The 15,103-nt window shown below is 41.7% G+C and carries 9 protein-coding genes and 1 pseudogene; 2 read left to right on the top strand and 8 right to left on the bottom strand.

Annotation, left to right across the window (positions count from 1 at the left end; translation table 11 throughout):
• Window positions 1–48 precede the first annotated feature (48 nt).
• The 3 genes and pseudogenes from ELQ35_RS14920 to ELQ35_RS14910 all read right to left on the bottom strand — a co-directional run.
• Window positions 49–1,230 carry an iron-containing alcohol dehydrogenase gene (locus ELQ35_RS14920; protein ID WP_126865618.1) on the bottom strand — a complete coding sequence of 394 codons (1,182 nt, stop codon included), beginning with the start codon at window positions 1,228–1,230 and terminating at the stop codon, window positions 49–51.
• Between the two features lie 297 nt (window positions 1,231–1,527).
• Window positions 1,528–2,928, bottom strand: a complete 1,401-nt coding sequence (locus ELQ35_RS14915) for a hypothetical protein (RefSeq protein ID WP_126865616.1) — start codon at window positions 2,926–2,928, stop codon at window positions 1,528–1,530.
• A gap of 182 nt (window positions 2,929–3,110) precedes the next feature.
• Window positions 3,111–3,905: pseudogene (locus ELQ35_RS14910) on the bottom strand (aldehyde dehydrogenase family protein); the annotation flags it as partial.
• A 261-nt stretch (window positions 3,906–4,166) separates the two neighbouring features.
• Between ELQ35_RS14910 and ELQ35_RS14905 the strand changes: the two are divergent.
• Both ELQ35_RS14905 and ELQ35_RS14900 read left to right on the top strand, forming a co-directional pair.
• Window positions 4,167–5,849: a sigma 54-interacting transcriptional regulator gene (locus ELQ35_RS14905; protein ID WP_126865612.1), complete on the top strand. Its 1,683-nt coding sequence runs from the start codon at window positions 4,167–4,169 to the stop codon at window positions 5,847–5,849.
• Window positions 5,850–6,089: 240 nt separating this feature from the next.
• Window positions 6,090–7,280, top strand: coding sequence for an MFS transporter (locus ELQ35_RS14900; RefSeq protein ID WP_126865611.1), 1,191 nt, complete (start codon window positions 6,090–6,092; stop codon window positions 7,278–7,280).
• A 72-nt stretch (window positions 7,281–7,352) separates the two neighbouring features.
• Here the strand turns inward: ELQ35_RS14900 and ELQ35_RS14895 are convergent, their stop codons facing one another.
• The 5 genes from ELQ35_RS14895 to ELQ35_RS14875 all read right to left on the bottom strand — a co-directional run bounded on the left by ELQ35_RS14895 (window position 7,353) and on the right by ELQ35_RS14875 (window position 15,068).
• Window positions 7,353–8,600, bottom strand: coding sequence for a type III PLP-dependent enzyme (locus ELQ35_RS14895; protein ID WP_126865610.1), 1,248 nt, complete (start codon window positions 8,598–8,600; stop codon window positions 7,353–7,355).
• 27 nt (window positions 8,601–8,627) lie between these two features.
• Window positions 8,628–9,851 (bottom strand): MFS transporter, encoded by a 1,224-nt coding sequence (locus tag ELQ35_RS14890; RefSeq protein ID WP_126865609.1) that lies wholly within the window; start codon window positions 9,849–9,851, stop codon window positions 8,628–8,630.
• Window positions 9,852–9,857: 6 nt separating this feature from the next.
• Entirely contained in the window at window positions 9,858–11,981 is a 2,124-nt protein-coding gene (locus ELQ35_RS14885) for an IucA/IucC family protein (protein WP_126865608.1), read from the bottom strand.
• On the bottom strand, window positions 11,978–13,978 hold the full coding sequence (locus tag ELQ35_RS14880; protein WP_126865607.1) for an IucA/IucC family protein: 2,001 nt from the start codon (window positions 13,976–13,978) through the stop codon (window positions 11,978–11,980). The genes ELQ35_RS14885 and ELQ35_RS14880 overlap by 4 nt, the downstream gene beginning before the upstream one ends.
• A gap of 367 nt (window positions 13,979–14,345) precedes the next feature.
• Window positions 14,346–15,068, bottom strand: coding sequence for a sulfite exporter TauE/SafE family protein (locus ELQ35_RS14875; protein ID WP_126865606.1), 723 nt, complete (start codon window positions 15,066–15,068; stop codon window positions 14,346–14,348).
• Between the last annotated feature and the right edge of the window lie 35 nt (window positions 15,069–15,103).

The following is a 15,103-nucleotide window of genomic DNA, read 5'->3' as shown; positions in this document are numbered from 1 at the left end:
TAATCCCCTCTCTTTTATTTTGAGAGGTGACAAACATGTAGGGCTTGTTTATTTCGGTTCTACAATTCTTCCATCAAATGCGGACTGGTAGATCGCACGAATATCTTCTTTTTTCAATTCGAGCGGGCTTCGGGCCAGAATCCGCTTTTGCTTTTCTCCATCTTCGGTTAGTTTATCGAGTGCATCTTCAGGTATTCCGAATTCCCCTAAAGTACTTGGAATTCCTACATCCTCTACGATTCGTTTAAGCTCTTCAACACACTTGGAAGATGCCTCTTCCTCTGAAAGGAAACTCGAGTTACCGCCAATTGCATTTAGGATGTCAACCATTTTTTTGGTACAGCTTTTACGGATATATCCCATTACATAAGGAAGCAATACGGCATTTGAATCACCGTGAGCAATATGAAACTGCCCGCCAAGCGGATAGGCCAGTGCATGGACACCTGCAACACCAGCATTAAAAAAGGCAAGACCGGCAATATAGCTGCCATTGCTCATATCGATACGTGCTTGTTTGTCATCGCCATTATTCACAGCGGTCCGAATGGAGCGGCTGATTAACCGGATTGCCTGCAGGGATAGACCTTCAGTGGTCGGGCTCGCATTCACGGAAATATATGCCTCAATCGCGTGTGTTAAAGCATCAATTCCGGTCGCTGCGGTAACTTTTGCTGGAACAGAAATCGTCAGCTCAGGGTCGACAATCGCTGCATCCGCTAACAGATAATTGTGAGCGACAACATCCTTCGTACTTTCTAAGGACAATACCGAAATGTTTGTCACTTCAGAACCTGTCCCGGCAGTCGTCGGGATTAAGATTTTCGGCAGCCCTTTTTGCGTTATTTTTTTTGTACCGCTTAAATTTAAATAATCCTCTACCTTTCCTTCATGGACAGCTAAAACAGCTGCAAGCTTGGCCAAATCAAGCGCACTGCCCCCGCCAAGGCCGATCACTAATTCAAATTGATGCTGTTTTATATAGGAAACCAGCTTTTCCCCTGTTTCAAGGGGCGGCTCTGGTATGACATCGGTATACAGTTCTACTTGATAGCCTTCTTGCTCAAGGGGTCTGGACACCTTGTCTGTTAATCCTATCTTCTCTAGCATTGGATCTGTGACCAACAGGAGCTTTGATACAGAGTACTTTTTTACTTCCGGTACGAGATGTTCCAGTGCTCCCCAGCCAACATGACTCAACGGTGTGAAAACTAATGTATTGATAGACATAAAACACCCTCCTGTAGTTTACTATGATTTCAATAAGAGATTTAAGCGATAATACCCTGGAATTAAGCGAAAATATCCGTCTTTCAAGCGAAAAGCAAAATGTTTTTAGCCTGCCTGATATTCCTTAGGCTGCCCCGCTATATAAATCAGCTGGCAGGTGCTAAATAAGGTCGTTTATTTCATCAGACCTATTGTACCACTACTTCATTTTCAGAAAATCATCGTCTGTTTAAAATGTTTCTTTTCATAGTCTGATGTAGGTAACGACACTCCCATCAAACGAAGTAATGGCAGAGTTTATCCGAATTCCTTCTTATCTGGTTCTTTTTCTTCGTTGGATGAATTCGTAAATAACTGATCATCTTCCCCGCTAAGAAAGTCCTTTCCATAGAGCAAGAAGCACAACAGGACTCCTACGGCAAATGCCATTCCCGCACCTTTAATGACAAGAACAGCTGCTACTATCCCTGCTATTCCAAGATCGCGCTGGCTGCGCGATTGCATAACGCCAATCCGCACGCTTACATATCCCTGCACCAGCAGCGTCAACGCCAACGCTACATCAAGAATAGGCTGGACTAAGCTTACGATCGGCAATAGAAGCAGTCCTGTATTCGTTCCCCAACGGAAGGAACCGATGCCGCCGAAGAAGGAATTCATCGCTTTCTTGCCTCCCTTGAAACGTTCAATCACTACGACTTGCATCGCTGCCCATAACGGTCCACACATGGTAATATCAGGACCAATGATACTCATAATCACATTGCGGCCCCCAAAAATTAAATGTGCCCGATTTGGGTTATAATCCACTTTCTCATCCGTACGGACGTCATCTGACTCTGATAATAACGCTTTGGTTTTTAGGACGTCACCGAATACAACAAGATACGTGGCGAGAACCGCCGGGAGGGCTGTGACGAAAAACGCAACCGGAGGAATCCCTAATCCAAATACAGTATAATCTGACCAAAGAGTAGCAAAATCAGGCTGGCTGAAGCCCCATTGGATGTCGGGCCATTTCGCTTCGCCGGCAAGAGGAGCTACTAGAACAGCAAGCAAAATAGCCGGCAGAATTCCTAAATTACCAAAGAATACCCATGCTTTGTTTCTTTGTTTTAACCCTTCAAAATGTTTAGAAAAGATAAGGTAGAAAGCAAGTCCAATACAAATGGTAATCGTCACTGGAAATAAGTCAAACTTCCCGCCTTTTTCGAAAATCGAGATGATTGCCCCAATCCCGGCACCTAAAATAATTCCCGATTTAATCGCATTGGGCACTAAACGTACAACTTTACTTGCGAGACCGGTCATCCCTAGAAAAATAGATAAGAGACCTAGCGTCAACTGAAAGGCAATGAGTGCATAGACTCGTTCTGGTCCTTCTGGGAACTGCTTGACAAATAGAATAATTAAAGGAATGGCAGGAGTAATCCAACCCGGAATAACAGGATCACCTAATAAATGATGCAATAAATACATAAATCCATTTAAGATCATGATAGCTAATGCGACTTCAAAGGGCATGCCCAGATAGTCCGCTAATAACGTGATGCCCCCTAAGTCTACCGCACACATTAATAATCCCTGCACGTAGTCCGGCCATTCAAAGCGATAATGAACAAACGGAATCCTTATTTTAAAAGGTCCCGCAGGAATATATGGTGCTTCTTCGCCGTCTCGGCGATGTTTCCACTTCATGGAACTTCCTCCTTCTTGTATGATCTTCGCTCGACCCTAAATGGGTGGGTTGAAACAGATAATGAGGCTGACTCAAAAGTGGGCTGACTCAAATAATTAGTTTCAGAACTTCCCTGTTATCAAGGCTTTAAGCCTTAGTGTTGGCTGAACCTTAAGAAGGTTACCAATGAGGACGTTTTTTCCTAAAAAGTTGTTTTTATTGTAACGAATTTTAACTCCGTCATTTCCTGGACAGCATATTTGATGCCTTCCCTGCCATATCCGCTTTCTTTTACCCCGCCATAAGGCATATGATCCAAACGGAATGTAGGGATGTCATTAATAATGACACCGCCTGATTCGAGCTTTTTAGCCGCATAAAAGGCATTATTAATATCTGCTGTGTAAATCCCGACATTTAAACCAAAAGAAGAATCATTCACGAAGTTGATGGCTTCCTCCAATTCTGTATAGGGCACGATGGAAACGATCGGAGCAAATGTCTCCTGGCAGACAATGTTCATATCCTGCGTGACATCCAGCATAACGGTAGGCTGATAAGCGTACTCTTTTCTTTGGCCCCCTGTACCGATTCGCGCTCCCATTTTAACAGCTTCCTCGATCCAGGAGTGGATACGGTCCAGTTCTTTTTCCCGGATCATCGCACTGATATCGGTAGACTCACTTAACAGATCACCAATATTTAAGGATTCTGTCACTTCGATAAAACGGTTACAAAATTCCTTATAAATCGATTCATGGACATAAATCCGCTGAAGAGAAATACAGACCTGCCCCGCATAAGAAAACGCGCCTTCCACGCATCTGGAAATGATTTTTTCAATTGGTACATCCGGTTCAATAATTAATCCTGAATTGGAACCAAGTTCAAGGGTTACTTTCTTTAAACCAGCTTTTTCTTTAATCAGCTTACCAACCTTACCGCTGCCGGTAAACGTAATCTTCTTGACTAAATCATTCGAAATCAATGATTCACTCCGTCTTCTTACGCCATTCCCCATTGATCCATAACCCTTTCATTTCTGTTGTCACATTGTCACCCCTTTTCGTTGCATACTAATAGTATTGCAAGAACCGTGCCAAGTTATCACCGTTTGTTTTTATCCCTTTTTATAAAGATCCGTGGTGATTTTTTTCAGCACTTAGAAGGATTTTTCCACTAGAAACTAGAAGTAATAACTGATGAAGAAATTCACCATCTATTGAAAAATTTCACCACTTTTACTGGAGGAAATAAAATGAAGGATACAATAGTTAAAAATGAAATGTGGGAAAGCATTCTTAACTCTACGCATAACGGTCTGATTGTCATTGATTGCGATAGCCATGTATTATTTGCCAATCAGTCGGCGAAGGAACTATTTTCTAAAGAAAAATTATCCGAAGGCCGCTTCATTCAAGATCTGATTCCTCCTGCATCATTGGATAAAGTGATTAACGAGGGAATTCCTTCAATCGGACAAAAAATGGAAATTGCTAACCAGCAATACTTCATTAACATTACCCCCCTTTATCACCAAGGGGAACGATCAGGAGCGATCGGTGTTATTCAGGACATTACGAGGATTGAACATTATCGCAGCCTTTTTAAACAGCTAGAGGCGATAATCGAATTTTCTACAGATGGGATCTATGTAGTTGATGCTTCGGGCAAAACAGTATTCGTTAATACGGCCTATGAAAAAATGACCGGATACAACCGGAAAGAATTAATTGGCAACCAAATGAAGGACTTGATGGGCAAGGGTTACTTTGATCAATCTGTTTCTCTATTGGTTCTCGAAGAAAAAAAACAAATCTCGATTATTCAAAAAATTGCTGAAAAAAAAGAGGTCATTGTCACTGGTAGCCCGGTTTTTGATGATATGGGTGAAATCGAACTCGTGGTCACCAGCGTCCGGGATATTACTCAGCTTAATGAGATCAGAAGAGAACTTAATAAAGCAAAAGAAATCTCGGAGCTTAGTCTCCATCGATTTTCCCTTCAAGCAGGGCAAAAAGATGGGCAATCGATTATTTTTCAAAGCCTAAAGATGAAGCAAGTGTATCAGCAAGTGAAACAAGTCGCTCCTTTCCCAACCAGTATTTTACTTTCTGGCCCATCTGGCGTTGGAAAAGAAGTCATCACCAACTTGATCCACCACCTAAGCAGCAGGAAGGACAAACCATTAATCAAGATAAACTGTGGCGCCATCCCGGAATCATTGCTGGAATCTGAATTATTCGGCTATGAAAAAGGCGCTTTTACTGGAGCCCGCCAGGAGGGGAAAATCGGCTTGTTGGAATTGGCTGATAAAGGAACGATCATGCTGGATGAAATCGGTGAAATGCCGTTATCCTTACAAGTAAAACTTCTTCGTGTTATCCAAGAAAAACAAATTCGGCGTATTGGTGGAAACAAAATTAGAAACCTGGATATCAGAATCATATCTGCTACAAATAAAAATCTGAAAGAGCTGATCGACAAAGGACAATTCCGCGAAGATTTGTATTACCGGTTAAATGTCATTGAGCTGGACATCCCCTCTTTGGCAGAGCGTCCGGAAGATATCGAACTTTTAGCTGACTATTTTTTTGCCAGCTTTCTGAAAACCTATCATATTGAAAGACAATTATCAGAAGCAACCAAACAGCTGTTAACAGCCTATCACTGGCCAGGCAATGTGCGCGAGCTTAAAAACTTGATCGAGAATCTCGTTGTCGCTGTTCCGGATGAAGTGATCGAACCCCATCATCTGCCGCTACATTTCTATGAACAAGCAGACCCGCTCCTTACGCTCACTTTAAAGCAGCGAGTGGAACAATACGAAAGAAGGTTGATTAAAGATGCAGTCAAAAGGTCCGGTTCTGTCCGGAAAGCGGCTAAGCAATTGGGTGTCCACCATACAACACTTGTAAAAAAAATGAAAAACTGGAGTTAACAGCTAATGACTTATTTAAACAGATTTACACTCATCGAGTTAATTTATAGATAAGTAGCCAATGAACAAATCATGGATGGGAATATCCGTTATTCATCATTCTGATTTTAACAGTCGCAACCGCCTGAATAACCATGACCAAACTCAGGATACTAATCATAAAAAACCAATTAAATGATTAGCCACACGAAATAATTTGCTGTAAAATAATACATACATGATTTTTAGAGGAGGCACAGTATGGGTGAATCACTTGCCAGGGAGGGTGCAAATGCATCGGATAGGATTTGGACAAAGGATTTTATCCTGATTTGTTTGGCCAATTTTTTTATTTTTCTCGGCTTTCAAATGACATTGCCGACGATTCCCTTATTTGTTGAATATTTAGGGGGAAATGATCAATTGATCGGGTTCGTGGTGGGAATCTTTACGTTTTCCGCACTGCTGATAAGGCCGTATGCTGGCCATGCTTTAGAATCAAGGGGCCGGAAATTTGTGTTTTTGATCGGTCTTTCAATTTTCGTTCTTTCTGTTGGCTCTTTCGGGTTTGCCGCGAGCATTGTTTTTTTATTCGCATTGAGAATCATTCAGGGGGTAGGCTGGGGCTTATCGACGACTGCTTCAGGTACCATCGCCACTGATTTAATACCCGCCAGCAGACGGGGTGAGGGAATGGGTTATTACGGTCTTTCAGGGAATCTGGCCTTGGCATTTGGCCCGTCATTGGGGTTGGCATTAACCGGTACGCTAAGTTTTGTGCAGTTATTTTTAATATGTGCGGCCCTTGGCCTTGCTTCCCTCTTGCTATCATCAAGGATTCGTTATAAACAGGCGGAAAAAGCGGCGGCGGAAACGGTGACAGTCAAGTGGGACTTTTATGAAAAGACTGCCTTGCAGCCTTCTATCCTTTTATTTTTTATCACCGTGACGTTTGGAGGTATCGCAGCCTTTCTTCCGTTATATACGGCGCAAAAAGATATATCCGGCATCCAGTGGTACTTTCTTCTTTACGCGCTTGCCTTGATGCTGACAAGAACATTTGCTGGAAAGATTTATGATGCGCGAGGACACCGGGCCGTCTTCATTCCCGGAGCGACTTTAATCCTGGGAGCGATGATCCTCCTCGCATGGCTGCCAAACAGCGGTATTTTATATGTGGCCGCCATCCTTTACGGATTAGGTTTCGGCTCGATCCAGCCGGCCCTGCAGGCATGGTCGATTGAACAGGCGCCAAGGAACCGGAAGGGCATGGCGAATGCGACATTCTTTTCTTTCTTTGATCTCGGCGTCGGGATCGGGGCCATGGTATTTGGCCAGATCGGCCATTTATTGGGATACAGCAGCATTTACACCACGTCTGCGGTATCCGTGTTCATAGCCATTGTCCTTTATCTCTTTTTGCTTCGGAAAAATCCTGTGAAGCAGGTCTAATGGAAAAGACCGTCGGGATTTTTGTCTTTTATTCTTTTGATTTTGATATTCTGCTTAACTTCAATGGATCATTCAAGAGAACATATACGATTCATCTCTTTGATCTTCCGTTCTTGCATCAGAACTTTTGATAGAGTTAGATTCTATGTAGAGGTGCTCTGGATGCGGATGACTGAGAAAATCATGATGAGAAATAGCCCAACCGTAGGCACCCGCATAACTGAAAAGAAGAATATCTCCAACCCTTACACGTGGAACGGATATATCTCTTGCAAGTACATCATTAGGAGTGCACAGCTCCCCTGCTACAGTAATCACAGACTCGTTTACTTCAGGACGCGTGAAGGGGTATGGCCACTTTTCTACTGGTACGATTGTAAAAGGATGACTCTGTTTCCATGCTGCCGGGAGTCTTAAGTGATGGCTTCCCCCGCGAACCACACAAAAATTTTTACCATGATTTTGCTTGATATCTAATACCTCCGCTGCATAGTAGCCGCATGAAGAAGTGATGTATCGACCACATTCAAACAACGTCTGCCAATTGGCATCTTTGTGCTTCTCTACTACTTTTTTTACACACTTCATAAAGTCATCCCAATCAAACTGCTCTTCTACATCTTGGTAGTTGATCCCAATACCTCCGCCTACATTTATATAAGAGATATCTATATCCCACTCTTTTTGCCAAGTTTTTTCCATTTCAAAGCAATGGTCTACAAAGTAAGCATGGGTCTTGGAATCACCATTATTAGACATCGCGTGAAAATGGAAACCGAGGAGTTTCAAATTCGGCAAACATTTTGCTAAAGCAATCGCATTGGGCACTTCTACTTCATCAATTCCAAATTGTGTCGGTACACCTGCCATTTTCAATTGTGCGTTTGGAACGGAACTACGTAGATTGACACGCAGCAAAATTGATACGGTAGTCCCTTTTTGACTGGCAATGTGATTGACCAACTGTAATTCATGTAAACTCTCGACATGAAGCAAAGTAACTCCGTAATGAATAGCCCCTTCAATCTCCTTCTGTGTTTTCCCAGGTCCGCCGAACAGGATGGGGATTTTCTTATCCACAGCCCTGACTTTCTCGATTTCCCCTAGTGAAGCTACTTCAAACCCATGAACAATCGGAGCTAAGGTTTTAAGAAGAGTCACGTCTGAGTTTGCTTTAATTGCATAAAATAAACGACAGCTTGACGGAAGAGTTGTCATTAATCGATGCACATGATGACGCAGTTTCGATAAGTCATATAAATAGGCACAAAAAGGATTCTCTCGTTCCATCCTGAGAGATTGCACGATTTTTTCCATCATGTTCTACACTCCCATATATATTGATAATTACAATTTCAAGATTTGGCGTCTTCTTATTACAATGACTGAGGTTGTTACAATACAACCTAATCCCATCACACCCCCTGCCCATAGAGTTCCTGCCCATGTGGCAATTGCCCCAATGAGTAGCGCTCCTAACGGAATAAAGCCTCTATCCATTAAGGCAATACTCAAAATCCTTCCGCGCAGTCGATCAGGAACGTGCATCTGTAAAGTAATACGGCTCAATGTTCGGTAGGTCTGACTCGTTAAACCGACAAGAAACATAGCTGTACCTGCTACGAACAGATTTTTGGTTCCTATGAATAAAAGCAAAGAAAAGCCAAAACCCATAATGGAATAAATCAGCCACTTTCCCGTGCCTTTGATCTCTTTACCAAGAGAAAGCCATGTCGTACCAACTATAGCACCGATAGATGAAACAGATAAAAGCATTCCAAATCCTTCAGGTCCAAGGTTTAAAAGATCTCTAGCAAATAATGGCATCATCGTTGTATAAGGAAACCCAAATACCATGGGTACAATAGCTAAAATGAGTAAAGATTGAATGGATGGTTGATTCTTTACATAATCTGCTGCCTCACGAAGAGTTGTGTTCTCTCCTTCCTTTTTATCAGGGGTTGGAAAGGAATCAGTACGAATCATAAGTAAAGAGAATAGTACACCTAACGTACCCCACGCATTGATATAAAATAAATTGGCAATATCGATAATGGCAAGCAATGCTCCTGCAATCGCCGGTCCAATAATACGAGAAAGATTAATGACCATTGTATTAATAGCGATTGCACTTGCCATAGAGCTTTGAGGCACGAGATTTGGTACTAACGCATTACGAATAGGCGGGTCCATAGCTGCAAGCATAGACCGTAATGTGACAATGAATGCAAAAAGCCAAAATGACTGTCTTGCCTCGATAAGATAGCCAAGGCAAAACGTCAATAACATCATTCCTATTTGAAGCCAAATTAATAATTTTCGTCTATCGTATCGATCAGCCAAGATGCCTGCCGGTACACTGAGTAAAAAAGTTGGGGCCAAACGGCAAGCATTCATTAACCCCAAATGAAGCGGGGAGTTCGTCAATTGTAATACAGCCCAATTTAGGGCGACTAAATCCATCCAATCCCCTACTCGTGTCACCAAACTCCCAGACATAAAAATTCTGAACGTTCTTGAGTGAAGAGCAAAGCTTGATGATTTCTGAAACGGAACATCTATTTGTGCCATGATCCCTTATTCTTCCTTCCGACTAAATTCGTGAAGAGGATTGGGGACGATTGCGTAGGAATATTCTTTTCCTTCAGGTTCTAAGCGCATTTTTGTAAGTGCCTTGTGATCTACTTCAGCTTGATATAATGCTTTCCTGTCTATGCGTACGCTTTCGGCATATTGGGGCAAGGATTCAAGTTGATCAAAGACTTTTTCGCAAATCCGATGAATCTCCTGCCACAACTCTCCTTCCCCTAAGCCAAAATGCTTGCATACTTGTAGAATTAACTCCCCGCAGTGATTCTGTAATACAGTATAAAATACCTTATTATGCATTTCCTTTAGACTATCCGTCATCGTGACGGAACCAGGATAAAATTGCACTTGAACTTGATGTTGTTGAAGCCTGCTTCGATAAATTCTAGTTCCTCCCCAATCGCGAAAAAGCATTCGAACAGGACGCCCCTCTTTAAATATCATCACACTGTTTTGCAAGTGACCTTCTAAACCAATTCCGTACTTTACCATGAGGGTAAGAAAGCCTGGAAGTGCGATCGAAACATACTCTGAGACGAACTGAAACGCTGCCTTACGAAATGACGTTTCCTTCCTTTTTTCAGCATACCTTTCAATTAATTCAACAAGAATCAGCTTTTCTGTGATCGGGGATTCAGCAAAAAGTGAACTTCCAACGATAGCTACTTCGTCCAACGCTACAAATGTTTCTACATTCTCACGTATCACAGCAGATAGATTTCTGCTTTTTAGCTGATGATTACCTTTAAGACCTTCTGTTTCTTTACTTTTGAAATTAAATCCTGCACATTCACAGACAGGTACAAACTTTTCAACAAGGTCTTGTTCCTGTTGCATAATGGAACGAATGAGCCGAGTAAAAACCGTTGAGTTGTTTGTAGTATTTGCGGATATGGAGCGAACAGTAGAAGTCATCTGACTGTTGACTGCTACTTTTATCGCATACTTCCTCGTCTCCCCGTTCACAAGAGGAACAACTGTTCGAAAAGAAGATGTTGCCCCACTTGAAATGATTATGCCGCGTATAGGAACCACGATCTGTTCCTTGATTTCTAGGTGGTAGATGTCTGGTATCGCCTTTTCCAGTTGCCACGGATGCACAGGGACCAACACATAATCGTTAACAAAAAGACCTTGTCCTGCGAATTCTCGTTCAACTTCCTTTGATAATTCTGGATACTCTTTAAAGAGAAATGCATTCGCATCCTCTTCATTTTCCTTTATAACGCACCACTCCATAAAATCCTTCCGAATTCCGACAAACTGAATATCAGCTACTCCATCAAATTCTGGTGCGTAACGAAACACATCTTTTGGTTCCATGTCTATTTTGGTTTTAGCACCTGGATGAAGATTATGTCCTTCTACGGATAATTGTTCAAAAAACAAACTTGAATCAAATTTATGATCTTGTCTCTTTTGTGACAGTACCCAATCGATGGCAGTTGTGATTCCGTGTTCTTCTGCTTTTTGTTGAAGTTCTTTTTTTTTCTGTTCCCAATAGGCATGGGAAAGTGCTAGATTGGCACTTCCGTTTACTAATTCTTCAGCTAGTTTCACCCAAGCGCTTTGCTCTCTTTCCTGGTGAAGCTCTTCCTTATGGCGCATCAACTGGAGCAGTTCAACAGAGTGTTCTATTGTTCTAACTCCATCTTTAGTAACATGTAAAATAACCCCATCTACTTCTACTCGGTTAAATGCATAGGTTCGACTTATAGGAATCACGAGACATTCTCTCACACAAAGAGGATATAATTTGTATATTTTACTATTTTCTAAGCCGTATGTATGGAGCGTTTGAATAATCATTTGCCAATACTCATCAATGGCTGGAACATTTAAAGCGTGAATGGAGTCAATAACGTACAGATCATGCGAACTTGAAGTAAGTCCCATGATATCTTCACGCAACATGGCCTCTGCTAGCCGACGCAAAATCCCTAGACGCCCTCTTGCGAGAGATAACACATATGCAGAAACCATATCAGGATAATTGGTTTGTAAAAAAGTGAGGATTTTTAATTCATCTTGCAACATGAGTCCCTGTCTGTAATTCTTATATGCCGTACGCAGAACATCGGTCTCCAGAAGTCGAGTTGAACTTACGCTCATGACTGAATCTCTCCTTTCCATCCCATCATAGGATTGGGAACTTTCATAAATGAATAGGCTGTAATATCTCCTCGTAGTCGCATAGTCGTTAGGGCCTTTAAGTCAATCATAGGTTGAAAAAGAGCTTGCTCATCTGTTGCAGCCTGTTCTGCAATGTAAGGGTCACTCTTCAGTTCTTCAAAAACAGCTTTACATACTCCAATAACCTGCTTCCAAAGCTTCTCCTCATCGATTCCCAGGGTACGAACGATGCATGTGATTAATTCAGCCAAATGGTTCTGCATGACGGAATACAAGATAATATTTCGTAGTTGACTTTCTTTTTCTGTTACTATGGAGGAGCCTGGATAAAACTCTGCTTGAAATCCTTGCTTCCTCAATCTTTCTGGTAAAATTTTCACACCGCCGAAGTCTCTTAAAAGAATACGTACCAGCTCGCCATTACGAAAAACAGAAACACTATTTTGCATATGACCTTCTAAACTAATTCCATACCGTACCATCAAGGTTAAAAAGCCCGGTAACGATGCTTGAGCATATCTTTGGATAAATAAATATGTCGCCTCTGCTAAATCAGACAAACCATAATGCCCAGCTAGTTCCTCTATTAATTCAACCGCGATAGGCTTACCACTGATCGGAGACTCCGCTAAAAGCGCTGCAGCAGCCATAGGAATTTCCTCTTCGTTTTTGACATGGTTCTCAGGATTCTCCCGCAGGATGGACGCTAAATTGGCCTGTAGTGTCCATCGCTCATCTCCCGACAACGTTGGATTTATCGGTTGGAAATAAACACCTGCACGCTCTTGAAGTACAACAAATTTTCCCGCAAAATCATTTTCTCTTTCTTGTATGTTAGCTAATATCTTCGAAAGAATGGGCCCATTTTCCACAGAATTAGGTGAAACGGTACGTACAGCACTGGTGGTTTGTACATTGACTGCTGTTTTTATATGATGCTTTCTCTGCCCACGGTTTTGAATGGGAGCTAAAGAGCGAAAAGAAACCAATGACTGTGTCGGAATACGAAAGTCTGAAATAGGAACAATTCTCTTCTGTTCAATCTCTTTTTTGTACAGGGGGTATACTGTATGATCAAACTGCCACGGATGTACGGGGATCAATTCAAACTGGATAGGATTTAATCCCTGCTTTTGTAATGTTTTTTCAACGAATGATTGTAAGCCTTCATACTCTTGGTACAGACGAGTTGTCACGGTGTATCCATCGATGGATGTGGTGTGACAACAGTTTTTGACAATCGCCGCAAGTGCTACCTCTGGAGTGGCGCCCCATTCTGGTGAATATCGGATGACATCAGCTACATCAAGACCAAACTTCGTCTTAGCTCCAGGATGTAGAGGATGACCTTCCACTACCCATTGTTCATAAAAAGCCAGTGGACTAAAGTTCCTGTTGTCCTTACTCTGTTTGACCACCCATTCTAAGGAGGTCTGTATATGTTCTAATTTAGCTATAGTAGCTAACTCCCGTTTTCTTCGGACAGCACCTACCAATGCTAAGGTTAGATTCGCTACTCCGTTTTGAATCTCCATTTTGAATCGTTGAAACTGCTCTTCTGTTGCTTCGTTTAACAATCCTTCTTGCCTTAATAACTCTAGAAGTTCAACAGGGTGTGTAAGTACTCTAGAATACTCACGACCATAAACAACAGCATCACCTTCTACATCAAATCTTCCAAGTGAATGCCGCTTCTTGACGGCAGTTTGCAGCGTTTTTCCACTAGGCAGCTTAATGCAGATGCTTGTTCCAACTCCTTCTAGCCAGGAAACTCTCTCTGCTTCGATTAGCTTTTCTCGTATAAGTGCCTGAAATAGACGCTGAAAGATACCTCTTCGTCCTGCCTGAAGATTCGTTAGGTACCCTTCTTCCAATTCTGGTTCTTTACTCCTAATGTAACTTAAAGTTTTTAACTCCTCCTCATCAAAAGCCTCTTTTTGTGTACCTCTTGTACTTTCGGTTTGTATCGTACTCATTTCTACACATCCTTTTTCAGAAACCTTGTTGACAATCTCCAATACTGATAATGATAATTATTATCAATCAGTGATCTGAGTTTTATAATAATTGATAACGATTATCATTGTCAACTAACTTAAGTCCTAAAAATACCTTCATGAATGATAGAATTTCATTTTTTTGATCGCTACCGAAAAAAAGTCTTTTTAACTCTCTCATTTAAATTAACACCAAAATAGATTCAAGCTTTTTTTACCCTGATCTTTTTTAAGTCTGAATGGACAGTATTTTATGTACCCCTTGTTAATACAATTTTAAAAATACCTTTTTAATCAGAACGCTTTCATGGGAGCGACGAAGGATATCGCCATGTTTATGCAATTATTAAAACCAGAAGCTGCTCGCTATCAGATACCCCCCTGTAAAGAGCAGGATATTGTACGTTATTATTCGAAACGCTCTTTGACTGATCCATTTAAACAAGAATTGTCCAAGCAGTATGCCAACTAATAAGGAAGGTACCGCAATGAGAGATGAAATCCACGCCTCTTTACTCGTTCCGCCAAATGATATCTGCATAATTAAGCTGATGAAGTAGACAAAGAGATAGTAGGCTAAGGTGGTACTGCGAAGAAGCGCTTTACCAGTGCCAACGCTGGAAAAGTAGAGTAATAAAGGCGGACCTGGTACACCGATGCTCGTTGTTAGCAGTCCTGAGATTCCTCCGGACAAAATATCTCTGTTCTTTGTTTGATGTATCGAAAGTTGACAGATAAGCAAGACCGTTAAAATGAGAATAAGCCCGCCAACTGCCATTTTTAATAATCGAACATCAATATAAAGATAAATAAAAAGTCCTAAAACAAGCCCAGCTATGCTGCCTTTAATGAGTCTGAATAACAGAGGTTTGTCTACCTCGTTTCCGATTTTAAAAATCATGAACAGAGAGAGACATAGTGAGAGGATCATATTAATTTGGATTGCAGTGTGCGCCGGGTAGATTATTAACAAAAATGGAGTGCCAACTATGGAAAAGCCGTATCCGGTACTGGCTTGTAATAAGGAAGCTATTAAAACAATAATGACAAGCAGGATCCAATTTTCCATAACTCCACACTCCCCCGACATATTAAAGGGAACGA

It is taken from the genome of Peribacillus cavernae, from assembly GCF_003989135.1.
In the GTDB taxonomy this organism is placed as follows: domain Bacteria; phylum Bacillota; class Bacilli; order Bacillales; family DSM-1321; genus Peribacillus; species Peribacillus cavernae.
Note: the sequence above shows the minus strand (reverse complement) of the source record. Positions and strands in the feature narration are given on the sequence as shown.